Raw genomic sequence first — 25158 nt, forward strand, 5'->3', positions numbered from 1 at the left:
GCCGAAACCCAAAACCGGACGCCCCCCAACGCTCGGCTACTGATCCAGTGTTGTCAGGTCATAAACCTGAAACGTTCCGTTCCGATAGATCGGCTCGATCTCCAGCGGGCCGAGGCGGTCGGTCAACAGATGTGTCATTCCGGTTTGCTCTCGCAATCCACGAAGTTCACTCGCCGAATACAATTGATCGGCATAGTTCTGCTCGTACCACTTCTGCAAGAAGTTCAGCCGTCGATTCCACTCGACGATGCCCGCTGCATCTTGTGGGCAATCCTTGAACGCCACATATTCTGCTCGACGTGCAAACCATTTGAACGCCCAGCCGTTGGTGGGTGATTGGAGGACGGCATCGACGGACACGTTCTGATCGATCCACCGGCACACGTCCAGCCAGTCCGCACGGTCAATCGTCGCGTAGCGATTGCTTTCGCCCGTCGAATCAGCGCGACACAGCGCCGCGACAAAGACCAGCAACATCATAATCTGTGGGAGAAGGGCTCGTCGTTCGCGCGACGATTCGCTCGAAGTGAACAGAGCCGTCCTTTCGAGGACGCCGATCAAACTGACCGAGACTGCGACGGGCAAGAGCAGATCACCCAGACGAAACGGATAGAACTTCAGCAGATTCATGCGTTCGGCAAAGTAGGGCATCAGTCTGGCCGGACGAGGTCCATATCCCACCAGAATCCCGCCCACCATAAACAAGACCGCCCCGAACACAATCACATCAAATCGTCGCCGTTCATTCGTGCGACCGCCCCACGACAGACTCGCAATCCAGACCAGAAGCAAAGCCGCGTAACCCAGATAAGATCTCAACGGAAAGAGCATTGGATCGAGATGATGTGCGAGCCTGAAGTAGACCTGCAGGTAAGTTCCCGCGAATCGTGTTTCCGGCGACACCGACTCGGTCAACAATTGGACGACGGGAACAAGGCCCGGAATGGCCACCACAGTCAATAAGAGCAGTTCTTGAAAGGTCGCGAAAATTGCAGGACCGGCCGACGCGAGCAAACTCTGTCCCGGCGCACCCACAGAGCTGCGACGAACGTCACGCGCGAGTTCCATTCCGCGCAGAAGAAAATATGCCATCAGCCCCCAGATTCCCACAACTGGATGAAAACTGATCGCAAGCCCGGCCCAGATCGCGGCCCAATGATTGCGCTCGCGAAAAACATCACCGAGCGCCAGCAGCAGGAACCCATAGGCGAAGACCTTCCCCTCGACTCCGCCAACCAACCACTCCCCAGAGAAATTTCCGCAAGCGCTGAACGCCAAAAAGACCCATGCGCACCAGAGCGGAGCCCAAGACATGAAAAACAGCCTTGAGAAACAACGAGTCCAGCCAATCGCCAAGACACCCGTGGCCGCCGCACGACCGATCCACGCCACCGTTTCAAGTGGCAGGATCGTGGTCAGACTTCCGATCGTTAGATAGAAGACCAGGTGCGCATTGGGTGAACTTAAGAAGAAGTCGCCTGCGCACCATTGGGGATGCCAGAAATGCTTCGCCTTGCACAGATAATGCGGCTCGTTCACCCCTGGAACAGGGGCCGCGATGGCTCCATACACGAAGAACGTGACCCAGATCAGAACAGGCACGAGCCACGGATCGTGTTTGCGCTGGCCACTCATGGAAGGCTCACTGCATCATCAATGTTGGAGCCACCCACGGGCCAGAGTCATTGGGGAAAGGCAGGACCCCGTCAAGTCGCTGGAGTGGTACAGGCAATTTGCCCTGACAGATTCCCAAACATCGCCCGCAGGCTCGTGGGCCTGCTCGCAGCGAGTCCGTCAATGTGTCAATTCAAGTTGGAAGTACCAATCGCACTGGACCTGTTCCAGCAACACGGGCCCTCGACCACTACTTCTTCTTTTTGCCAGCTGCCTTCTTGGCCGACTTCTTCACGGTCTTGGCTTCCGACTTCACAGCGTCTTTTTTGGATTCACCCGACTTCTTGGTGGTTGCCTTATTGAAAATGCGATCGTAGTTTTCCCAGAACTTTGGAGTTGTTCCGGTACGAACAATCGGGCCACCCATGAAAATCTCCTGTCAAATAGAAATGTGAAATCGGTTCGTCGATGACCGCGGCGCGGTGCTCGAATGGGCATTCTACATAAATCCACGCGGAATGCGCGCTGATTCTTTACGTGAACGCAATGCCTGTCAAGCGAGATCGCGCAGCAGCCAGCATAAGGCGATGACGAGACCGTCGCTTAGCGACTGCTGGTGCTCTCGACCGGCTCCGAATTCGCCAATTGCAACGGGATCGGAACACGACGACCTTCTCGAATCACGGTCAGCGTCACCTCGTCACCCGGCCGCTTGCCCTCGATATAGCCCAGAAAGTCTTCGGCGGTGACCACCTTCTGATCATCGATCGCGACGATCAGGTCTGCCGCAGTGCGATCTTGCCCCTTCATCGGGAACAAACGCGATCGGGTGATCTTGGGTCCACGCAGCCCCGCGCGTTCCGCCGGACCGTTCGGTCGCATCTCCGCGATCAACAATCCTTTTTCCGTCTGATACACCTTGTCGATGCCGCTCTCTGGACGAATGACGCGACCGTACTTCACCAGTTGCGGAACGACGCGCGAGATCAAGCTGGCGGGAATCGCAAAACCGACCCCCGCGCTTTGCCCCGATGTGGTCGCAATCGCCGTGTTGATTCCAATCAGCCATCCATGCGAATCCAACAGCGGCCCCCCTGAACTTCCTGGATTGATCGCGGCATCGATCTGGATGATCGATTTGATTTTCCAGTGCCCATGGATCTGCAACGATCGATTCAAGCTGGAAATAATTCCGGTGGTCAGCGTTCGCTCCAGACCAAAGGGATTCCCCAGGGCAAAGACGCGCATCCCGACACGAAGTCCGCGCGAATCACCCAAAGCGATCGGATACAGTTCGTCATCAGCCGCTTCGATTTGAATGACCGCCAAATCGTTCAGCGGGTCGGCCCCGATCAATGTCGCGGGATAGGTCTTGCCGTTGTACAGCGTGACGGCCACATCCTTCGCACCGTTAACGACGTGGAAATTCGTCAGAATCCGGCCTTCATGATCAATGATGGCACCCGAACCGGTATCCTCCTGGCTCGATTTCGTCAGCAGACGATCGGTCACGGCTTTGGCAGTGATATTGACCACGCCACGATTGACGGCCTCGTAAACCGAAACCGCGACAGCTTCTTCCGGAGTGAATCCATCGGAATCATAAATGTTGGCCGTCGCCGGACGAACGAGTTCGACGGGCGACTCGACGCGAACTCGGCGATCTTGCGCGACGAGCCCGCCATCGCGAGATGGGTTCGTCAACCAGATCGTCATGACGCTGGCGAGCATTGCCGAGAGGACACAACCAAGAAAAAAACGCATGAAATGGTCTCAACGGGTCGTTCAAGACTTTCGCCCCCGATGTCGAAGGTCCAGCCCTGAAATCACCTATGTAAAAGCTTCTGAAGAATGCATCAAGATTGGCGTGTCGTTCACATCATGGCTCAGGACATCTCAGACAACGAAACCACTATTCAAGAACTCGACTTGCCGTCTGACGGATTGCCGTCGGAGCAGGGGGGACTTCTGATTCGAAATTGATGAAATTCGCAAACGCGACGGTTTCCTGACTCGTGACACGATCCCAGTTCCAAACCGTCCGCTGCTGGGAATCACGGCCCAAGATCACGATCTGCTCGGGAACCGATTCCGTCATTTGAAATGTGACCTGAATCGAACGATAGAACAGCGATTCCATAGCCTCTCGAGGAACTCCCTCCAGGCAGATCCGGTCGGAACTGATCGAGTGGATCTGCCAGCTATACGATTCGTGCAACGCCTTCGCCGTAACCGGACCAGAAAGAACTTCGGCCGCAGTCAATGTGTGTTCGTTCACTCCGTCATTGAGACGGCGAAACTCTTCCCGTAAAAAGCGACTGCAAACAGGTCGCTCGCGCGAACCTTGCTCCCAGCGGTTCAGATATGCATCCACGGCTGAGTTTTTCAGCGGCCGAATTGAGGCTGCGGCACACGAAGCACGGATCTCGAACATCAAGGCAATGGGTCGCGCGCATGTCGGCGACGGGACCATGCCGTTCACGATGGCATTCGAAGCGTCGAAATTGGCAACCGACGGATCAGCCAGGCAGATCAGCGCCAGTAAGCATGCATCGAGCATGACACCACATCCTTGTGCGTCACGACATGATTGAGCCACCGAGACCGCGTCCCGGGCATCAGATCAGAGTCCGAGCGGCAATCTATGGGAAAACCCTGATCAGCGGAAGACGAACTGGTCGGGCGCACTCACGCACGCCGAAGGTCAGAATCTCGGCCGCCTGAAAAACAGGATCGCCCGGGCCCATCCTGACGGACAGACACCGGGCAATCTTGAATCGTGACGGTCACAACGGATCGTGGCTTAAAGGATCGAACGAACCTTCGCCAGGAAGTCGGCATTCGTTGGATACTTTTGCAGAATCCGAGTCAATTGCTCCATCGCCTCGACAGGGCTGAGTGAGACCAGACTGCGCCGCAGCAATGTCACCCCTTCGAGAACTTCGGGAGACAGAATCTTCTCTTCACGTCGCGTGCCCGACCGGGAAATGTCGATGGCAGGCCAAATCCGACGTTCCGCCAGTTCGCGGCTCAGCACCATTTCCATGTTGCCGGTACCTTTGAACTCCAGGAAGATCGCTTCGTCCATCCGGCTACCGGTTTCGATCAACGCGGTGCCGACGACTGTCATCGAACCACCTTCGTCGAACTGACGCGCCATACCGAACATCTTCTTCGGGATGTCCATCGCCTTTACATCCAGACCACCCGTACCCGTTCGGCCCGTGTTGGTCCACTTATTGAACGCACGTGCAGTCCGTGTAATGCTGTCCAGAAGCACGAAGACATCTCGGCCCGATTCGGCCATCCGCTTGGCGCGTTCGAACACCAATTGACTGACACGAATGTGATTCTCGACTTCACGATCCAGTGACGAAGCCACAACTTCGCCCTTCACGCGTCGCCGCATTTCGGTCACTTCTTCGGGACGTTCGTCGATCAGCAGCACGATCAGATAAATATCTGGATAATTGGTGCTGACCGAATCTGCGATTTCCTGCAGCAGCATCGTCTTACCCGACCGAGGCGGAGCCACGATCAGAGCTCGCTGGCCCTTACCGATCGGCGTCAGCAAATCCATCACCCGCATGGTGATCGGGGTCGCACCCGTTTCCAGTTTGATCTGGACATTCGGATTGATCGGCGTCAACGAATCAAAGTTCTTGATTTCGGCATACAGTTCCGGCAGGCGACCTTCAATCGATTGAATCGAACGCAAGCGAGGCCCCTGGCCACGTCCACCAGGAATGCTTTCGCCAGTAATCAGCACGCCTTCACGAATACCATATTTTTCGAGCAATGAACCCGAGACGAACGAATCCGTTTCTTGTGAAACATATCCCGCCTTAGGGTCACGCAAGAAGCCGTATCCCTTTGGATGCAGCTCCAGAATTCCCTGGACCAATGTAACGGTTTCAGGCCCGCGTTCCTGATTTCCGCGTGGTTCAGAATAAGATCGCCCATTCTGGCCGCCACTATTATTGTTGTTGTTATTGCCATATTGTGGACGGCGATTATCTTGCTGAGGACGTCGATGACCACCGCGTCCTTGTGCCTGTTGCCCATATCCACCACCACCACCACCGCCACCACCCTGACCCTGATTGTACCGGCCCTGCGGTGGTCTCTGCGACGTTTGGCCGCCATAGTTCGAATTCTCGGCAGGCCCCGTTCCACGCCCGCGACCGCGACGACGACGGCGACGGCGATTTTGCCCACCATCTTGGAACCCTTCTGGACCGGTGGGGTAATCGTTAGGTCCACCCGGATTTCCACTCGCTCCGCCCGGCACATCGCCTTGAGCGTCGGCGGCAAACTCGGCACGACGACCTTCCGAAACATTGTCGTGAAAATCCGCCGTTGAACCTTTTTCGGATTCTTGACGCGATTCCGCCTGAGCACTCGACTCGCGTGCACTGGTTTCTCGCGTCCCGGACTCACTGGGAGCAGGAGTCTCTGCCACGGCTTCCGATCGTCGAGGTGCCCGTGTCCGTCGTGGCTGACTGCTGGTTGCCCGTGTTTCGCTGCTTGCTCGTGTCTCGCCACTCGCGCGGGATTCACCGGCGGAGCGCGTTTGCGGCTCCGCGGCTTCGGTCCGACGAGCACGGGTTCGACGAGGTGCTGGCGCCTGTTCCAGCGACTCGAAGTCCATGTCCTGCTCGGTCGGATATCCTTCCGTTTCCGCACGGACGGCACGGATTTCATCGAAGACATCTTCGATCAGCGGCTTCGGCGATTGCGCCTCGGCCAAGCCCGATTCTCGCAGGTCATTTGATTCCGTCGCTTCGACCTTTTTCGTTCGGCGACGGGTAACACGTTTGGGAGAACCGGAACTTTGCTCAGCGGTCATAAACATTTCCATTGACTAAACGAACATCAGCAGGCGCGGACAAGAACAGCTCAACGCTGTCGAATGGATGAACCATCCAGCGGAGTACAAATCGGTCCAGAATGGAATCCCCAGCGCATCCAGGCGGGTTCCGCTCACAAGGTCTGACCCCGTCATACGGGATCGGAGATTAGAACTAGACGAAAAACAGCTTCCGAAGCCCTTTAACGAGACGCGGAAACGGCAGACTCAACTGCCACAAGCCTCCCTGCCGACTCGCGCCGCGAATCAACTTCCTTCATTCGAACAGAGCGTTTCACGCAAGCAGAGCAATGGCGATCCGGGAAAATCTCTTGCCCGAAACCGACAAACACTTTGCCAGGCAAACTCACCAGTCATAGATTCCGTCAGCCTGACGCCAAACAATGGTGACAAAAACGATTCACCACAAAACGGCGAAACAACGGACAACCATGAGCGGATGCCTGAGTGCCATTACATGACGACATGTTGAGTGATCGCCGAAGCTGTGTCGCAACGCAAACAGAAAGCGTTCCGAACCGAGGAGCCTGAAGACGATGGACTCAAGATGCCGCAGCCTCACGGTTCACTACGAACACAGGCCGTCACGAACACTTGGACATCTTGCGAAGCGAGCCGATTCAAAAGCAGAGCTTATGAACCTGTGCCTATCGGAAAGCACGAATCGACACTTGGATCATATCGAGCGGCAGAGTTATGTCAATTCAAGTCTTTTGTTGAAAATGGCAAATTCTGTCAACGTTCTTAAAAACCTGCGACCGCGTTCACCCTATCAATCAGTCATCTTCTGACGGTCAGGTAGACGGTGCTCACTCGGCAATTCAACGCGAATGAAGAAACCCTTTCGCCTTCAGGTGGCGATTGGGTAGCTGTACCGATTAGGCTGTCTTTAACCCCTCGCCTCCAAACACCGCCAAAATGGCACTGCTCGCGATTCCCGGACCTGAAACATGAATCTGCCACGGCCCCAGATCATCACTCGCCACTCATCCCAAGCCAATCCTCACCTCGATCACGGACCGATTTCGACAAACACGCTCCCGAACGGTCCCAAACCGACGACGGCCCTCCAGGAAACCTCTGACGTGAAACAACGACCTCAATCACCGCATCAATGGGCACGCGCAATCCTGCTGATGCTCGCGACGATCGGCCTGATGACCTCGAATTTCGCGGCCGCCGATTCCTCCGGATTCCAAGTTCACACCTACGCCATCACGAACGTCCAGATCGTCACGGCCCCAGGACGCGAACCCGAAACCGGTCACATTGTCGTCCGATTCGGCCGGATTGCCGCCGTGGGAAATCAGGCCGAAATTCCCGCCGACGCCGACGTGATTCGTGGCGACGGACTAACTGTCTACCCGGGATTTGTCGACGCCGGAACCACCGCCTTTCTCGACGACACCAAGCCCGTTCCCATCGAAGGACGCAAAGCGGAAGTCTCCAAATATGCACTGGCCGGCATGCGTGTCGATCATCACAGCGGACTCACCCCCGAATTCGCCGCCGCCGAACACCTAAAGCTGGCCACCGCCGAACTGGATAAATTTCGACAGGCGGGGTTTGTCGCCGTACACGTTCTGCCCAGCGGACGAATTGCCAGCGGTCAGGGCGCCGTCGTGAATCTTAGTTCGCTGCCCCCCCGCGAATCACTCCTCTCGACGAATTCGTTCGCCACGCTCGAGCTCTTCGCACGTGGAGGCGACACCTATCCATCCACGAAAATGGGCGCTCACAGCCATCTTCGTCAGACCTTTCTGGATGCCGAACGGCACACCCGACAAGGGCGGCTCTTCTCTGAGAACGTCACGGGAATGGAACGCCCCGCCGCCGATCCCGTGTTTGACACTTTTACCGCCATCAAATCAGGACGACTTCGTACCCTCTTCCTCGCAAATGCACGCGATGACCTCGAACGCGCACTCAATTTCGCCGCTGAACATCAATTGCGAATTACCATCTGGGGCGGACTGGAAGCCGAGCGCGTCGCCGACCGACTGAAGAAAACGGAAACCGACGTCATTCTGCATGTCGATTTTGGCAATGAACCCAAACTCGATCCCCCCAAACCAAGCGATTCCGAATTCCCCGAACTGCCCGAACTGCAACGTGTCCGCGAACACAAACTCAGCGAATGGAAACGGCGCATCACTGGCCTGGCCGATCTACACAAGGCCGGTGTCCGATTTGCCATTTCCTCCCGCGATGGCAAGGCACCGGAAGACCTGCTGAAATCAATCCGACAGGCGATCACCTTTGGCCTTGATCGAAATGCCGCCCTGGCCGCCCTGACCACTCATCCCGCCGCAATCCTGGGTCTGGAAAAAGACCTCGGCACCATCACCGTGGGCCAACCCGCCAATCTCATTGCAATGACCGGCCCCTTTGATCATGAACAGTCCAAGGTGCGGCACGTCATCGTGAATGGACAGCGTTTCGAATACCACAAAGATGCCAAGCCGGTACCTCTGACGAAACCAGGCGACTCGCGAACACTGAACTTAGCGGGCGCCTGGGCCGTTGATATTCAAACCACAGAGGGAGCCCTCCGCGCATCTTTGGAGCTGACACAGACAGACCGGACGCTGGGAGGACGATTTCAGAGCGAGCAGGGCGACGGACGTGTCTCATCAGGAACCGCGACAAGCGATAGCTTCGACTTCACCGTCTCGATCGGCGCCGGTGATGCCACGATTCAACTCAAGTTTGATTCTGTCGGATGGAACTGGCAGTCCCCGAAAGACAAGACGCCTCCCGCGTCCGATCGCCCAGTCGACACGAACGCGGCTCAACCAACCGAGATCCACGGACATTTGAAGTCCCCCTTCGGATCAACCACGAAATGGTCGGCCAAAAAAGTGATCCCGGCCCAACCGCCGCAAACCACGGCTGTCCAATTGTCGGGAATCGACACGGCCGACACCGACGAGCCCCAGAAGGCCGCCCCGACGGGCGTCAGCGCCCTCACACCCGCGAATGTCGAATCGAACTCCAAGCCCGCCCCGGCCGCTCGGCGTGATCAGCCGCTGGAATTTCCCGCAGACCGCCGCGCACGGCCCCTCATCACCGGCGGCAGCGTCCTGATCCAACACGGAACAGTCCTGACCGCAACAGGTGCGACACTACCCAAGACCTCGATCCTGGTCCGTAGTGGCTCGATTGTCGCCATCGGCCCCGATCTTCAGCCTGACTCAGGAATGACGGTCATCGATGCCGCCGGGCGGTATGTCATGCCTGGAATCATCGACACCCACAGCCATATCATGATTTCGAACGGCATCAACGAATACACCGACTCCATTGTCTGCGACGTTCGGATTCGTGATGTCGTCAGCACCGACGATCCCAGTGAATATCGGGCTCTCGCCGGCGGAGTGACCACGGCCCGACTCCTCCATGGGTCTGCCAACTGCATCGGCGGGCAGGACGCTGTCGTGCAACTCAAGCACGGCCTGACCGCCGCCGAACACCTCTTTCCCGGTGCTCATTCCGGCGTGAAATTCGCCCTGGGAGAAAACGTCAAATCTCGTGGCGGAAGGTTCCCCAACACACGACTGGGCGTCGAAGCGACATTGAATCGAGCATTCCTGGAAGCGCTCGATTACCGCCGCGTGTGGCTGGCATATGAACAACGCAAGCAACAAGCCGGTGGTGCCGCGGATCGCCTGCTGCCTCCGCGACGCGACCTGCGGCTCGAGGCGCTCGTCGAGATCCTGAATCACCAGAAATTCATTCATTCACACTGCTACCGTGCTGATGAAATCCTGATGCTGCTTCGTGTCGCCGAGAATCACGGCATCCGAGTCTGGTCGCTGCAGCATGTGCTTGAGGGCTATAAAGTCGCCCCCGAAATCGTCAAGCACGGGGCCAGTTGCAGCACGTTTGCCGATTGGTGGGCGTACAAAATGGAGGCCTTCGACGCGATCCCGCAGAATGCGGCCCTTCTGCACGAAGCCGGTGCAAATGCCGTGATCAAAAGCGACGACTGGGAACTGATCCGCCATCTGTACCAGGAAGCATCAAAAACCGTCCGCTACGGCAACATGCCGCCCGATGTCGCCCTGCAAGCCATTACATTGAACCCCGCCCGGGAACTTGGTCTCTCAGATCGCATTGGATCAATCGAAGTCGGCAAACAGGCGGACCTTGCCATCTTCAGCGGACATCCCCTGAACGCCTTCTCGCGCTGCGAACAAACGCTGATCGCCGGTGAAGTTTATTTCACGCGAGACAAGCAACCGACCATCATGACGCCCACCACGGCATCTCGGTCAGCGACGCCGTCTGAACTCAAGCTGATCCCACCGCAGGAGCGTCTCACACGAATCGAGCTTGATCCTGCCAAAGCAACCCGATACGCCATCGTCGGCGCAACCCTGCACCCGATCGATGCGGCCGACATCCCCGAAGGAATGCTGATCGTCCAGGACGGCAAGATCACCGCGTTGGGTCAAAGCGTCCCATTACCCGATGGCATCCCAGTCATCCGCGCACGGGGACTTCATCTCTATCCCGGACTGATCGATGCAGGCACGTCTGTCGGCCTAATCGAAATCGGCATGATCAGGGCCACGAACGACCTCAGTGATTCAGGCCAATTCCAAGCGGATCTCCGCGCAGGCATCGCCGTCAATCCGGACTCGGAACTGATTCCGGTCGCACGCGCCGGTGGCATCACCACCATTCTCTGTTTGCCCGCCGGCTCGGGAAACATGACCTCGCACTATCCAACGTATGGGCCGACAATCTCCGGACAGGCATCGCTGATCAGACTTGCCGGATGGACCATGCCAGAAATGGTCTTCAATATGGAAGCGGGCCTCCACGTGATCTGGCCCAGCGGAAAAAACCGTAAATCCGATATTGAGGATCTGGCACGATATCTGAAAGAGGCTCGGGTCTATGACAAAGCTCGACAACTGGAATCGGAATCGAAACCGAATTCACAGTCCGAGCCCCCATCTTCGCCACTGATTCTCGATCCTCGCTACGAAGCGTTTCGTCCCTATCTTCGTGGAGACAAACCGGTCTTCGTGGAAGCCGAAACGGAACAGCAAATTTTCGACGCGTTGCAATTTGCGAACAAAGAAAAGCTGAAAATCGTGCTGTGCGGAGCCACCGATGGCTGGAAAGTTGCCGATTCGATTCGCGCTGCGAATGTCCCGGTGATCGTTGGACCCGTGATGCGAAAGCCGATCGAAGAGTTTGATCCGTTCGATGCTCCTTATGCGAACGCCGGACGGCTGCACGAAGCCGGGATCGCATTGTCCTTTCGCTCCGATACTGCATCAAACAGTCGCAACGTCCCGTTCGAAGCGGCAATGGCGGTTGCCTATGGACTTCCCGAGTCCACCGCCTTACGCGCAATCACGCTCAGCTCGGCCGAAATCCTGGGGATTGCCGATCAGGTTGGCTCGCTCACCGTTGGAAAACGTGCCAACCTGATCCTCACCGATGGCTCACCACTTCAGCCGACCACGCAGATCAAGGGTATTGTGATCGACGGACAGGCGTTTCAGCCTGAAAGCCGTCAGACAAAATTTTACGACAAATACCGGACTCGATTGCATGACCAGCCGAAGTAATTTGGAAAGGGAAGGGCTACGCCACCCAATGTGGATCGCGATTTTCGCCAGCCAACAGGCGCGTGCGTCCCGACCACGATTTCCGCAGGACGGTGTGTACCACAGGGGATGCCGGTGCCAGCGGCGACATGAGGAAAAACAAAACCACTCCCCTCACTGAAGACCCCTGGATGTTCAAACGGTGCTCTTCGACCATCACCACTTGACGGCTTTCGTTGGTACTATCGCACGCCGGATGAGTTAGCTTCCAATCAGCCAGGTTAGCAGAATCGCAAACGTCCCCAGCGTTCCCGCCAAAAGTTGAATCGACGCCGGACGAGTTTCCAGAAACTCGATCTGCTCACCGATCCAGTCAGGAAACGTACAGGTCAATGGTTGCCAGATTCGTTCACAAAACACCCGCTCACACACGCTCGTCAGGGTATTCAAACGTTGCAATCCCAGGTCGCCTCGAATCTCGCCCCCTCCCGCCTGAGACGCCGCCGGGAACAATGGAAGTCGCCCCACGCTTGGCCCTGACGTGACGATGTCATCTGCATGCGAACGTCGAATGAGAACCACGGCAGAAAGACTTCCAACCGCCCAACCCAGTATCGCCTGGGCCAGATTCGGAGCGAGCAGAAATGACATCGCTCCAACACAAACCAGATCCGTCGCCATCATGACATCCAGCGAAAGCGCCGATTTCCAGCGACGAGATTGCATACCCATCATCAACAGAGCCACAAAACCCACGATGCAAACGAAACCCGCCTTCGCCGCAGTCGCATCGATTCCGAAGGTGATGGAAGGAGACTGCGGTGAGTCGAGTGAAAGCCAGGTCCAGAGGGGCAACGCGAGCGCCGCCTCGGCAGAATCGCCCGCATTCGCCAGCAGCGCTGTCGCGATCGCGCTCCCCAATGCCATTCCCCCGATTCCGAGCCAGGTGCCAACGAGCGCCAGCCAATGCCGCTTCCATCGCATGGCAACCATGACCACGAGTGCGGCAAGGAGCGGCGATGCGCCGGCGAACAGCAGCCAGCCAGCAGACACCGAAATCATGCGGATTCATCCTTGCTGAGGGTCACGTCGTCCGGCATCGTCGCCTGGCCAAGCAGGGCATAAATGATCAGTAGACCAAGCACAACCCCGGCGCCCAGACCGATGGCCATCGAGTCGCCATAGTAAGCGCCCCCGGCGACAAATGTCAGCAAGATCCCCTGGCCAAACTGGCCGATCGCATGTGATCGCTCGCCCGTCGTTCGTGCCGAAATCAAACCGGAAATCCCGATCACGACACACCAGCAGGAATAAAGCAATCCGCAGATCCAGACGGTCATCATGCCATTCACGCCAATCCCTTTCCGTCAGACTGAGGGTGAACTGAGATCCGTCTCGGGCCGCGCGCTTTTCAATGACGCAAACTCGTCAAGCGACATCGACAGGCACAAAAACACGATCCCCGACAAGAGCACGATCAGATCGACTCTCGATCCGATCGACAACTCGAGCCGCGGTGATTCCGGGGGCAATGGACTGTGCCGACGATGAAAACGCATCAATTGTTCCTGCGAGGGAAGAGTTGAATGTCGCGGGCTGCGATTGATTCGCGTTGTTTCCACACGAATCGAATAGGCCAGCGTTCCAACCAGAACGCAGGCGAGAACACCATTCAAGATCCCCGACAACCAAAACGTGTCAGACCATTCAGAAGAATGCGAGGCGGGCCGGAACCGAACAAGATTCCGCCATCTCTGTCGCCCTTCGTCTGGACTGACGCTTCGCCAGATCCGAATCAGTTCGCCCATCAGCGGTTTCGCAGCAATCGCGGCGACCAGACAAAGTCCCGCAGCCATCCACATCGCACCGACGGAGAGGCAAAACCCCGCACTGGCCAGGGTCATCAACACGTAACTGATAGATTGGCTGTCCGCGGTGAACCGGCCTCGCATCCAAACAGACGCCGCCAGCCCCAATGAAATACAGATCGCCAGCCCGCCCTGTATGATGTCACGCGGGAGGAAACTGAAACCGGAATTCGTCAGTCCAATTCCCAGCGCCACGAAGATCAATAGCAGGTAAACCCAGGACGCGATTCCAGACCAGACACGGATTTCGCGATGAACACGAGGATGCTGCCAAACCGCGAACGATGCGACCCACATGCCCAGCAGCACGATGAGCCACCAGGGAAGGTAGGACTCTTCCATGACGTTCTTCCCAAGTGACAGAACGCACTGGATGACAGGGATCGCCCCTCATCCATCATCCAGTGCGAGACTGAAACAGTTCCACGAGCGACCGCGCGTTATCGCGCCGCACGTTGAGGAACGACGCGCTTGTTGACGTCAATCTGCACTTCGCCGAACGCTTGTTCGTGGCGTTGCAGGAATGCGCCCAGCGCCAACCACAACCGCTTTGCGGTAAAGTAATTGACAACCAGTCGCTGCGAGATTTTGACAGGAACTGGCTGTGCCCCGGCCGCCTGCGGATTCAAGCCAAAATCCAGAATCATTTCTTCTGGAAGTCCCGAGACGCGTGCGAAGTTCGCGTAAAGCGGCTCCAAATCGCTCGGTTCAACCACTTGTTGAACTTGCTGAGTCGCCGCGGTGCGCTCTTGGTCAGATGCGTGATTTTCGAGTTCTGCCATACTTTTTGTCTCACATGCGATTGGTGAACATTCGAACGGATTGAGGCGAAATAGCATCATCTCTTCGACAAACTCTGGTTGTCAATGACGGAACCGTTGATGAGAAATCGCGACACTTCACCCAAAACTCCAACTCAACGCAAATATCCCATTTGACAATCCTCAAGTCCGATCTATCTTTCTGGCATCGGGGGAACGACACCCGACACGAATTCGACGCAAACAATGAAACATGTTCAACTTCGAAAGAGGTTGAACATCCGAACGCGGCAAGGAGAAGCTGGGAGCTTCGAGGGGACCTTGCCGCGTTTTTTCGTTTTTATCCGCGTCACAATCTCTGTACCGCCAGCGAGTTCCGCTGTCTCAACGCGCAATTCGCCGCTCTGAATTCGTTGCATTTTCGCAACTCTGGGCCTCACCCGTTCCTGATACGGCTGTGCCCGCAACAGAAATCTCAACGACCTCCTCAAATCCTGCTCGGATTACCGAGATTCACAACAGTCTCAGCCGGTCGAAACCCGATATTCGATTCAACCGTCCTGATCGATCCCAACATTCGAAGCTCGCTGAATCGAAGTGGAAAGATTGTTGAATGCTCGCCCTTGCATCGTCTGTCCGCCCGAAGCACCACGTCCGCGCGGCCTCAGGTCGCCTGCAGGGCACACTCTTTCTGGTTCTGCTGACTGGAATAATTTGCTGGGGAACTTGTTTCGTTCGCTCCGTCGTCCGCTTCACCTCGGCGTCTCGCGTGACTCTGAATTCGAATCGAATCAATGCTTCAGAAACCTCTGTGATCGCGTCCTCCTTCGCCGCCCCCACTTTTGAGGTGGACGAAAATCCGGACGACAATTCATCCGAAACACAAACTCCACGCAATGACGTCAACCGCGTCACAACCGATCTGACTGTGCAAAGCGTCCTCCTGAGTCCAACGCGTCGAATCGCCATGATCTGCGATCACCTGGTTTCCGAAGGTCAACTCGTCGCATTGCAGGGCCACTCCTTCAAAGTGACCGCGATCAGTGAATCAGGCGTGGACCTGACGATCGCCGAGTCTCGTTTTCACCTGCCACTCGCGCTGAGTTTCGGAACCGAATCAGAAATGCCGCAGGAATAATCACGAAAATCACGGTTCGTGATGGGCAGTGGTCAGGGACGATGTCATGCTGCGACCTCAATCCTCATTCAGTAAGGCACAATTGGCCATCGCCTTGGCCATTGGTGTGCCACTGGTGATGCTGATGTTCGCGGGGTTACGCGCGCGGCAGTTGCAGTCGACCGCGAATCCACGTTGGGCGCAATTCGCCAAACTCTCTGGCCCTAAACCAACAAGCGAAGACCAGCACAACTCGCTCCACAAGACGCCGGTCAAAACGGCAAGCCTGTTGTCGGATGAATTCTCGAATTCACCCCCTGTTCGCCATCGTGCATCTCTGGACTTTACCGGTTCCGTCGCAGGACACAGCACGATCGAGATGCCTGTCCGTGCCATGCCTGGAACCAAGTCGGCAACCACCCCTGAACCTGCCGCCGAACCCGAACCGCCACAGGCAGCCTCGAAAGCGGAGCCAATTCCGCAAGAACAGATACCGTCAGTCCGCCAACTGATCCTGTTCCGTCCCATCGACGAAGCCCAGGGTCAGGACAACTTCGAAACAACCGTCCGCCTGGAAATGCAACTGCGTGACGTCGGACGCCGGTTGGATCGTCTGTCACAGCGGCAAGAGGAACTGGTCCGGCAGCGAACCGAAGATGCAAAAAAAAACGAACAGAGATTGCGTCAAGCACAGCTCAAATCGGAAAAGCATGAATCCATCGCGGCACTGCGAGCTTGGTTGAAGGAAGATAGTCAGGACGCGGAGCCTACGTTCGTTGCACCACGCGAATCCATCTCGCCACGTGAGGAAACAAAACTCAATCCTGACACGTCTGTGGGAAGCCACCCCGCGCCCACGCCACGCCGCGAGACACCGCCCACGATTCAAATCCCCCCAGCCATTGCGCGATCTTCCTCAGAGCCTACAGCCGCACCTCGAATTGCCGCACCTCAACAGTCCGCGGCAAAGCAACGATCTGCCATAGTCCCAGAACCAGAACGAACAGTAGCAGAACAAACTCCAGCAACGCCTGCACCTTCAGCGGCACACACGTTCGTTGAAGTGGAATCCCCCGATCGTCTCAAAAATCCGGCCATCGCGCCACCACTACAGCCCAGAGACGCAATTCGTATCGAACCCAGCGCGCAGGCGACAGATGTCTTCACAATGGACGTTCGCGACGGCGATGTCCGAGAATTTTTCCACAGACTGAGCCAGACGGCGCACGTCAGCATTCTCGTCAGCCCCGAAGTTTCAGGCCCCATCACGCTGTCACTGCGCAATGTGCGACTCGAAACCGCCTTGAATGCCATCGCCAAGTCGCAAGGATACGTCGTCGAACGCGAGGGCGAGATCACGCAGATTTCGACAATCGCGGAAGCCGCACAACTGAAACGTCAAAAACGAACGCTGGTGATGCGCGTTTACCAACCGAGTTTCCTCAGCGCCGCAGAACTCAATCGTTTGATCATCCCGTTGCTCTCAAGCGATGGACGGCATTCGTCGAGTGCAGTCCCAGACAGGGCAGGGGACCAGACCGAGGACTCAGACACCGCCCAGCGAGACGTTGTGATCGTTCAAGATGTGGCCGATATTCACGACCGTATCCAACAAATTCTGGTCGAGATGGACGTTCCTCCACTGCAGGTCGAAATCGAAGCCCGGATTCTGTCCGTGGCGTTGCCCGAGGCCGGGCCGCACGGAATCGATCTACGAAAGCTTCCATGCGTTCCGGGCGCAAACACACTCCACTGTTCTTCGACCGACGGAGAACTCAAACAAGCGACTCTCGCTTGCAGCGTACCGACGTTCGTCAACTCAGTCTCGTCACTGGGCGAGACGCAAGTTTTGACGACCCAGCGAATTCAAGTCTTGAACAAACACCGCGCCGAAATGCTGATTGGTGACCGAATTGGCTATCAGTCTTGTGCCGGTGGTGCGATTCAATTTTTGGACTCGGGCACGCGGCTGGTCTTTCGCCCATCGATCTCGGCCGATGGCTGGATCAAACTGGAAGTTCAACCAGAACATCACTCCATTCAATGGGACAAACGCAGCAAGACACCACGCCAACGAACCATCGAGATGTCGACACACGTGATGGTGCCCAACGCCGCTACACTCGCCATCGGTGGCCTAATCACCGAGCAAACGATCGAGACCACTCAGCGAGTCCCCGTCGTCGGTGCGATCCCCGTGGTCGGCTCACGCTTCCGTCACCGCCAGGAATTGATTCAGCGCAGGGAACTAATCCTTCTGGTCACGCCACACATCGTTGCGGATTGCGTACCACCTTCCGACGCCGGACCGGCAGTCGGTCTCACGCACATCCGTTCGCCAAAGACGCCCCAGGACAAGCACTCAATCGATCGCTTGGAACTCGCCCGCGCCCACTACACGCGCGCCACCGCCTATCTGCACGAGGGAAACACCGTCAAGGCACGTCAACAGATCGAAGCTTCGTTGCACCACAATCAACACGACGCCGAAGCCCACCGTCTGCGATCTGCGATCGATCAGTCATTGGCGCAATACAACATCGCAAGATAGTTCACGCGCAGCCCCCAAAAAACACTCTTGGCAAGCTGAGAGCAAACGCTTTTCGGCTCGCCAATATGTTACTTCGTCATCAATCGCAGCCAGGGCAATCGCAGCAATCCCAATCAAGCAACATGACGTCCTTCACGTAAGTAATTTTGACTTCGCCCGCCGCAGGCAACAAACCCGTTAGCGACCGTCTGAATTGACAAATACGTGACTACAACTCAATACTGATCTCGATCCACTTGAACAAATCTACACTACGTATCTTTTTGGAGTTGATTGTGAAGGTATTGCAAACACTTGGTAGGCATGGCGGAGCTCAAGAAGGAGTTTTTCAATACAAGCGATCAACAAATGGCGTCGTGATTGATAACTCAATCGGGTCTGCATCTGTAACTCCACCCGTCGCCACGCTAAGCACCACCGAGTGGACAACGATATTGCTGGCGATAGAGAATGCACAACAAGCTTCTTTCCGACTGACTGGCCAACCGCCATTCGCAGAGCCCCCAAATCAAAGTCTCTATCAACTTTTTAGTGATGCTGTCCCAAATCCAGCCGGTGGTTGGAATTGGCACGACTCCCGAAAAGCAGCTATTTGCGCAATCTTAGAGCATGAAGGCAGCATCGATCTCTATCATGGCGTTCTTGGGCCACTCCATGCCGCGAATATTACAATTGCCCGAGATATTCCGTGACTGTTGGAAACGAAAGATTTATCGCGATTAAAACAAGGCCACACGAGTGCTTGCACCATTGCCCCAAGAGACGCTCGAAGCCGAGATTGTCGACAAATACGGCACTTTATCGCGTTTCTCATCGTCCAAACCATTAGCATTAAATACTGATTTGATTCTGAAAATATTGCGTACGAGAGCAGTGATCGAAATGGCGCAATCAGTCAAGTTGCGACGGGCAACGTTACGAAGGACTTGCTTGGGTATCGTATACCGCAGGAAAGAAAAACGTTCGGCGAACCGAGAAGCATCCGCCTTCTGTTCCTCCGCCTCGAATTAGGCTGTGTTGCCGAATAGCGAAAGAAACCAGACCTGAAGATCCAAAAGCGAGGCGACGTGTTAAAACAAAGATTACCAACTCTCGACTCGCCTGAATTAATCCGAAATGATGTCAGAGTGTTTTAAATTTAACGTCCGGATTGCATGGCCACACCCGCTCAAAATTTCGCTCCAAGCTTGAAACACCAACGTCGTCTGGACGGTATAAGAAAAGCACCAATTTCATCCACTTCGCCGCGTCGCCCGTCAAGTTGATCACCATATCAGATGATCAACTTGGCGTGATTCAAAAACATCGGATGTTGCTCTAATTGTAGCCCTACTCACGTTTTATGAGCCAATAGGAATGAGTGGCAGTGTCGGTTTTTGATCCCCGCTGCCGAACTCCCGCTTTTGAGACGCTTCGCCGGCGCCTGATGGACGTCCTCAGCTCGGGTAATACCTGAAAGTCGCACCACTCATTCCCAGAGCTGAGCGTGGAAACGAGGGGAAAATACTGACGAGCGCAGATTCAAGGGCTCCTGCTTGGCACAGCCTCGTATAATTTCGTTTTTTTGTACGACGGGAACGTGGCCTCAGCACCTTTGGGAGCCCGAAGTATTCCCAAACCGAAACGGAGAACGAACAATTCGTTCTCCGTGGTGCCGTATTCGGACCTTCCGTCAACGACTCATGGCAACTGCTGTACGATTGTTCGAAACAAAGTCACTTTCGACAGGGCTCAGCGAAAACGGGGTTGTAGAGTCGTCAACGCGAACCTGAAATCTACCAAGAGTTTTCTGACAAAGGTGGATTACATTCGTGTCAGAAAAGCGATTGCTCAGACAAAACCTTGGATTTTGTGTGCTTTCGATCACGAATCGCGCGGGCAAGGTCGGCGAGGATGACAGCGGCAGAATTTGCGCTTCCAGTTGTCGGCAGGTGGGCTAACCCCCTAAGATATATGTCTTCTTGTATGGACCTGCCGCCTGCCGCCCGCCTGACTTATAGAGTTTGCGAGGTTTCAATCAGAATGGACGATCTCGCCATGAATGCGCAGCCTTGGATGGATGATTCCAAACGGATCATCAAGCGAGTGCTGTTCTGTTTCGGATGCTATGGCCTCTTGTTTCCGATGGGGTGTCAGAAAGCGGCCGCTCCGCCTGCCCCCCCGAAGCCAGCCGAAGTTGTGATCCAGACTCCGGCTCTGGAAGATGTCCTCGACTTCGAAGAAACCACAGGTCGTCTGGTCGCACGAGAAGCGGTCGACATCCGCTCCCGAGTCAGTGGCTATCTCGACAAAGTCTTCTTCGCCGATGGTACCAATGTTCAGGAAGGACAGCCGCTCTTCCAGATTGATGCACGTCCTTACGAAGCCGAGCTCGTTCACGCAACAGCGAACGTGGAACAGTCAAAGGCACGCGTCTCACGTTTGAAGCGCGATGACGAACGAAAGAAGAAACTGTTCAGCACCAAAAACGCGACGCAAGAAGATCTCGATCTCTCGGCGGCCGACCTCGCCGAAGGACAAGCCGGACTCGAAGCATTGATCGCCACTCGCGATGTCGCGAAGTTGAATCGCGAATTCACCTTGATTGCCTCGCCGATTACGGGACGAATCAGCCGTCGTCAGGTCGATCCGGGCAACCTGGTCAAGGCGGACGATACCGTGCTGGTTTCAGTGATGTCGCTGAATCCAATCTACGCGTATTTCGATATCGATGAACGAACCGTGCTGCGTGTCGAACGCTTGATCCGCGAAGGAAAGATCAAGTCGCCTCGAGATGCCGCCTACGAGGTTCAGTTTTCACTTGCGGACGAGGATGACTATTCGCGTAAGGGCATGATCGATTTCCTCGACAACCATATTTCCCCCACCACCGGTACCCTCCGTCTGCGCGCCACTGTCGAGAATGACGATTTGCTGCTGTCGCCTGGGATGTTCATTCGCTTGCATGTGCCGATTGGCAAACCGCATCCGGCATTGCTGATCCCCGAAGAAGCCCTGGGTTCGGATCAGGGACAGCGTTATGTCTATGTGCTGAACGACAAAGACGAAGTCGTCTATCGACGGGTCCGGATCGGATTGCTTAAAGAAGGTCGACGGGTCATTGAAGAAGGTGTCACAGAGACCGACCGCGTGATCGTCTCAGGTTTGCAACGCGTCCGCGTAGGAGCAAAAGTCAGCCCAAAGTTCGCGGAATCCAAAGAGAAGCCGGCCGCCCCCAAACCGGTCACCCCCAGTACATCTGATGTGAAACCTCCAGTGGAAGCCAAAGCCACGACCGGCGTCGTCGGACGTCCGTAACAGATTGCCCAACGGCAAATGGCGGTTCGACTGGAAACGCCAGCGTCTCAAGAGACCAGACCTTCCGAAGAAACGCACTGGGCTTGCCAGTGTCGCACGATGCGAGAATCGAGACGTGACGGAGTCAATCCCCGACACGTCATCAGACTGTGACGCTGACGGAACACGCGGGCGAATTTGACATGTTTTCGCGATTCTTTATCGACAGACCGATCTTCGCCTCTGTGCTCTCGATCCTGATCACACTGGCTGGCGGGATCGCCGTATTCGAACTGCCAATTGCACAGTATCCCCCCGTCGCACCGCCAACGGTACAGGTCGACTGTAACTACCCGGGGGCCAGCGCGCAAGTGGTCGCCCAGACCGTCGCGGCGCCGATTGAACAACAGGTCAACGGTGTCGAAAACATGCTTTACATGTCGTCGCAAAGCACCAGCGACGGGTCATACACACTCACCGTCACCTTCAAGCCGGGTGTGAACCTGAACCTGGCGCAAGTGCTGGTTCAAAATCGTGTCAGCCTGGCGATTCCGCTGCTGCCCGATGTCGTCCGGCAGACGGGCGTCACCACCAAGAAACGCTCGCCAGATATCCTATTAACCGTCAGCATTAACTGTCCCGATGAGCGCTATGATCAGTTGTATCTGAGCAACTTCGCATTGATGCGGATTAAGGACGAATTGTCCCGATTGCCCGGCATCAGCGAAGTGCTGGTCTTCGGCCAGCGCGACTACAGCATGCGCGTGTGGGTTGATCCCGATAAACTTTCGACGCTGGGTCTTGCGGTCAGTGATGTCGTGAACGCGCTGCGTCAGGAAAACCTCGACGTGGCATCGGGCTATTTCGGACAGTCGCCAACTCCATCATCCGAATCAGGAGGTGCACCCACACACCAGATGCCGCTCGATATCCTGGGCCGCTTGTCCACGGTCGAGGAGTTCGAACAGGTCGTCGTTCGCTCCGGCGCGGACGGCGAACTCTTGTGCATCAAAGATATCGGCCGGGTCGAGATGGGAGCCAGGTCACAGGACGTCAGCAACCGCTTCGACAGCAAACCGACCGTGGGTCTGGCCATCTTCCAATTGCCAGACGCCAACGCCCTTGAAACGGCGGACCTGGTCAAAGAAAAGATGCATGTTCTATCGCAGACGTTTCCCGATGGTGTGCGGTATGACATTGGTTACGACACAACCCCGTTCATTCGTGAGTCGATCGAAGAAGTCGTGAAGGCACTTCGCGATTCTGTGATTCTGGTCGCCATCGTGGTTCTGGTGTTCTTGCAGGGGTGGCGTGCAGCCATTATCCCCCTGATTGCAGTCCCCGTGGCGATCATCGGCACCTTTGCCGCCATGGCGATGACTCAATTCAGCATCAATAACTTGACGCTGTTCGGACTGGTACTCGCGATCGGAATCGTGGTCGACGACGCGATCGTCGTCGTCGAGGCGGTTGAACATTACATCGAGAAAGGCCTGTCCCCCCGACAGGCCGCCATCAGCGCGATGGATGAAGTCTCGGGCCCTGTCATCGCTGTCGGCCTGGTGCTGAGTGCCGTATTTATCCCGTGCGCGTTCCTGACCGGAATCGTGGGGCAATTCTTTCGCCAATTTGCGCTCACCATCGCCATCTCGACGATTATCTCCACATTCAACTCGCTGACACTCAGCCCGGCCCTAGCCGCACTCCTGCTGAAACCAAAGTCTCAAGGCCGTGATCCACTGACGTGGCTGATTGACGTTCTGTTCGGTTGGTTCTTCTGGCTGTTCAATCGTACGTTCCGCGCATCGACTCGAGTTTACATTTCGATTGTCGGGCGCATGTTGCGAGTTCCTGCGCTGGTTCTCATCGTCTATGTCGGCCTGCTGGGACTGACTTATTGGGGCTTTCAGCGATTGCCAACGGGGTTCATCCCGACACAGGACAAAGGTTACTTCATTGCCAGCGTTCAATTGCCAGACTCGACGGCCGCGGTCCGAACGCGCGACGTGATTGCCCGGATTGAAAAAATTGCCCTGGAAACGCCCGGTATCAAAAACGTGAACTCGGTCGCTGGCAATTCCTTCGTGCTCAGCGCATACGGCTCCAACTTCGGTTCGATGTTCATCATTCTGAAGAACTTTGAGGATCGCCATGACAAGTCGATGTCGGCCGATGAAATCCTGAAGACCCTGCGTAAGAGGTATGCCGCCGAAATTCCCGACGCCGTGGTCAACGTCTTCCCGCCACCGGCTGTGAGCGGACTCGGTCGAGCAGGGGGCTTCAAGCTAATGATCGAGGATCGCGGCGATGTCCGTCTGCAGAATCTTCAGCAGCAGACCGACAACATCGTGAATAAAGGAAACCTGGGTGAATCGGACAAACCCCAGTCATTGATTGGATTGTTTACCGTCTATAAAGCGAACTCACCGCAGTTGTTTGTTGATATCAATCGTCGCGCCTGCCTGACGCAGGGAATCAACTTGAACGACGTCTTCGGTACGCTTCAGGCCTATCTCGGATCGAGATACGTCAATAACTTCAATCGATTCGGTCGGACCTGGCAGGTTGTCGTGCAAGCCGATGCCCAGTTCCGCGACGAAATTCGCGACGTCAGCCGGCTACGAGTTCGCAATCGTAACCAAGAAATGGTCCCGATTGGCTCCGTCGCGGCAGTGAATGAAATTAGCTCGCCGCTGGTGCTGACCCGTTACAACATGTACCCCGCAGCCGCCATCAACGGAAACGTTGTCGCGGGGTTCAGTACCGGACAGGCGATCGCACAGGTCGAAGAACTTTGTCGTCGCGAACTCCCCAGCGATATGGCGTACGAATGGACCGAGATCACCTATCTGGAACGACTCACGGGTAACACGGGTCTGTTGGTGTTCGCACTTTCCGTCGTTTTCGTCTTTCTCGTGCTGGCCGCACTGTATGAAAGCTGGTCGCTGCCATTGGCCGTGATTCTTGTCGTGCCAATGTGCGTGCTCAGTTCGATCACCGGCGTCGCTGTCGCCGAGATGGATATCAATCTGTTCACCCAGATTGGTTTTATTGTGCTAATCGGATTGGCATGTAAGAACGCCATTCTGATCGTCGAATTCGCCAAGTTCCGCCGCGACGAGGGTGTCAATCGACGTGACGCCACGCTTCAGGCGTGCGAACTTCGACTGCGGCCGATTCTGATGACCTCGTTCGCATTCATCCTGGGCGTGGTACCGCTGGTCGTCGCACGCGGGGCAGGGGCGGAAATGCGGCGTGCCTTGGGAACAGCCGTGTTCAGCGGCATGCTCGGTGTGACATTCTTCGGCATCTTCCTGACGCCGGTCTTTTTCTACGTGATCGATCGTATGACCGACTGGAAACTATTTGCGGCACTCTCGCCGGTTCGGATCAGGCAATGGCTTTTCAACACCATCACGGCGGCACCGCTACGCCGCCGACTGGCCCGCAGTGCGACAAGGTCGCTCGTTTCAAGCGAACCACCTTCCAAGTGATTTGTGGAATTGTGCGACAACACACTCTGCCTGCCGACGT

15 protein-coding genes are annotated in these 25158 nt (G+C 56.1%); 6 read left to right on the plus strand and 9 right to left on the minus strand.

Annotation, left to right across the window (positions count from 1 at the left end; translation table 11 throughout):
* Nucleotides 1–36 precede the first annotated feature (36 nt).
* The 5 genes from OSO_RS48690 to rho all read right to left on the minus strand — a co-directional run bounded on the left by OSO_RS48690 (nt 37) and on the right by rho (nt 6463).
* The gene (locus OSO_RS48690; protein WP_010586343.1) at nt 37–1635 is read right to left on the minus strand and encodes a DUF6798 domain-containing protein; all 1599 of its coding nucleotides are present in this window, start codon (nt 1633–1635) and stop codon (nt 37–39) included.
* Nucleotides 1636–1864: 229 nt separating this feature from the next.
* Nucleotides 1865–2041 (minus strand): RNA polymerase subunit sigma, encoded by a 177-nt coding sequence (locus OSO_RS50435; RefSeq protein ID WP_086013398.1) that lies wholly within the window; start codon nt 2039–2041, stop codon nt 1865–1867.
* A 176-nt stretch (nt 2042–2217) separates the two neighbouring features.
* Nucleotides 2218–3378: a S1C family serine protease gene (locus OSO_RS0128235; RefSeq protein ID WP_010586344.1), complete on the minus strand. Its 1161-nt coding sequence runs from the start codon at nt 3376–3378 to the stop codon at nt 2218–2220.
* A gap of 148 nt (nt 3379–3526) precedes the next feature.
* The gene (locus OSO_RS0128240) at nt 3527–4174 is read right to left on the minus strand and encodes a hypothetical protein (RefSeq protein WP_010586345.1); all 648 of its coding nucleotides are present in this window, start codon (nt 4172–4174) and stop codon (nt 3527–3529) included.
* Nucleotides 4175–4417: 243 nt separating this feature from the next.
* Nucleotides 4418–6463, minus strand: coding sequence for a transcription termination factor Rho (gene rho, locus OSO_RS0128245; protein WP_010586346.1), 2046 nt, complete (start codon nt 6461–6463; stop codon nt 4418–4420).
* 971 nt (nt 6464–7434) lie between these two features.
* Between rho and OSO_RS48695 the strand changes: the two genes are divergently transcribed.
* Nucleotides 7435–12072: an amidohydrolase family protein gene (locus OSO_RS48695; protein ID WP_010586348.1), complete on the plus strand. Its 4638-nt coding sequence runs from the start codon at nt 7435–7437 to the stop codon at nt 12070–12072.
* Nucleotides 12073–12312: 240 nt separating this feature from the next.
* On the opposite strand, the gene OSO_RS0128265 is transcribed toward OSO_RS48695, so the two are convergent.
* From OSO_RS0128265 to OSO_RS0128280, 4 genes are all read right to left on the minus strand, one after another.
* The gene (locus tag OSO_RS0128265) at nt 12313–13113 is read right to left on the minus strand and encodes a hypothetical protein (RefSeq protein ID WP_010586349.1); all 801 of its coding nucleotides are present in this window, start codon (nt 13111–13113) and stop codon (nt 12313–12315) included.
* Entirely contained in the window at nt 13110–13403 is a 294-nt protein-coding gene (locus OSO_RS0128270; RefSeq protein ID WP_157605493.1) for a hypothetical protein, read from the minus strand. Before OSO_RS0128270 ends, OSO_RS0128265 begins: the two co-directional genes overlap by 4 nt.
* A gap of 15 nt (nt 13404–13418) precedes the next feature.
* Nucleotides 13419–14261, minus strand: coding sequence for a hypothetical protein (locus tag OSO_RS0128275; protein ID WP_010586351.1), 843 nt, complete (start codon nt 14259–14261; stop codon nt 13419–13421).
* Nucleotides 14262–14359: 98 nt separating this feature from the next.
* A complete protein-coding gene (locus tag OSO_RS0128280; protein WP_157605494.1) occupies nt 14360–14701 on the minus strand; it encodes a DUF3467 domain-containing protein in 342 nt (113 codons plus the stop codon).
* A 592-nt stretch (nt 14702–15293) separates the two neighbouring features.
* On the opposite strand from OSO_RS0128280, the gene OSO_RS0128290 reads away from it, so the two are divergent.
* The 5 genes from OSO_RS0128290 to OSO_RS45480 all read left to right on the plus strand — a co-directional run bounded on the left by OSO_RS0128290 (nt 15294) and on the right by OSO_RS45480 (nt 25118).
* The gene (locus OSO_RS0128290; RefSeq protein ID WP_010586353.1) at nt 15294–15818 is read left to right on the plus strand and encodes a hypothetical protein; all 525 of its coding nucleotides are present in this window, start codon (nt 15294–15296) and stop codon (nt 15816–15818) included.
* A gap of 46 nt (nt 15819–15864) precedes the next feature.
* A complete protein-coding gene (locus OSO_RS0128295) occupies nt 15865–18348 on the plus strand; it encodes a secretin GspD/PilQ domain-containing protein (RefSeq protein WP_010586354.1) in 2484 nt (827 codons plus the stop codon).
* 275 nt (nt 18349–18623) lie between these two features.
* Nucleotides 18624–19040 (plus strand): hypothetical protein, encoded by a 417-nt coding sequence (locus OSO_RS51035; protein ID WP_157605495.1) that lies wholly within the window; start codon nt 18624–18626, stop codon nt 19038–19040.
* A 1345-nt stretch (nt 19041–20385) separates the two neighbouring features.
* Nucleotides 20386–21645: an efflux RND transporter periplasmic adaptor subunit gene (locus OSO_RS0128310; protein WP_157605496.1), complete on the plus strand. Its 1260-nt coding sequence runs from the start codon at nt 20386–20388 to the stop codon at nt 21643–21645.
* Between the two features lie 182 nt (nt 21646–21827).
* A complete protein-coding gene (locus OSO_RS45480) occupies nt 21828–25118 on the plus strand; it encodes an efflux RND transporter permease subunit (protein WP_010586356.1) in 3291 nt (1096 codons plus the stop codon).
* The last annotated feature ends 40 nt before the right edge of the window (nt 25119–25158 follow it).

It is taken from the genome of Schlesneria paludicola DSM 18645, assembly GCF_000255655.1.
Taxonomy (GTDB): domain Bacteria; phylum Planctomycetota; class Planctomycetia; order Planctomycetales; family Planctomycetaceae; genus Schlesneria; species Schlesneria paludicola.

What these genes read in the sequence shown, in the direction of transcription:
- OSO_RS48690 (WP_010586343.1), bottom strand. Translation starts at nt 1,635, where the DNA reads ATGAGTGGCCAGCGCAAACACGATCCGTGGCTCGTGCCTGTTCTGATC.
- OSO_RS50435 (WP_086013398.1), bottom strand. Translation starts at nt 2,041, where the DNA reads ATGGGTGGCCCGATTGTTCGTACCGGAACAACTCCAAAGTTCTGGGAA.
- OSO_RS0128235 (WP_010586344.1), bottom strand. Translation starts at nt 3,378, where the DNA reads ATGCGTTTTTTTCTTGGTTGTGTCCTCTCGGCAATGCTCGCCAGCGTC.
- OSO_RS0128240 (WP_010586345.1), bottom strand. Translation starts at nt 4,174, where the DNA reads ATGCTCGATGCATGCTTACTGGCGCTGATCTGCCTGGCTGATCCGTCG.
- rho (WP_010586346.1), bottom strand. Translation starts at nt 6,463, where the DNA reads ATGACCGCTGAGCAAAGTTCCGGTTCTCCCAAACGTGTTACCCGTCGC.
- OSO_RS48695 (WP_010586348.1), top strand. Translation starts at nt 7,435, where the DNA reads ATGAATCTGCCACGGCCCCAGATCATCACTCGCCACTCATCCCAAGCC.
- OSO_RS0128265 (WP_010586349.1), bottom strand. Translation starts at nt 13,113, where the DNA reads ATGATTTCGGTGTCTGCTGGCTGGCTGCTGTTCGCCGGCGCATCGCCG.
- OSO_RS0128275 (WP_010586351.1), bottom strand. Translation starts at nt 14,261, where the DNA reads ATGGAAGAGTCCTACCTTCCCTGGTGGCTCATCGTGCTGCTGGGCATG.
- OSO_RS0128280 (WP_157605494.1), bottom strand. Translation starts at nt 14,701, where the DNA reads ATGGCAGAACTCGAAAATCACGCATCTGACCAAGAGCGCACCGCGGCG.
- OSO_RS0128290 (WP_010586353.1), top strand. Translation starts at nt 15,294, where the DNA reads ATGCTCGCCCTTGCATCGTCTGTCCGCCCGAAGCACCACGTCCGCGCG.
- OSO_RS0128295 (WP_010586354.1), top strand. Translation starts at nt 15,865, where the DNA reads ATGCTGCGACCTCAATCCTCATTCAGTAAGGCACAATTGGCCATCGCC.
- OSO_RS0128310 (WP_157605496.1), top strand. Translation starts at nt 20,386, where the DNA reads ATGAATGCGCAGCCTTGGATGGATGATTCCAAACGGATCATCAAGCGA.
- OSO_RS45480 (WP_010586356.1), top strand. Translation starts at nt 21,828, where the DNA reads ATGTTTTCGCGATTCTTTATCGACAGACCGATCTTCGCCTCTGTGCTC.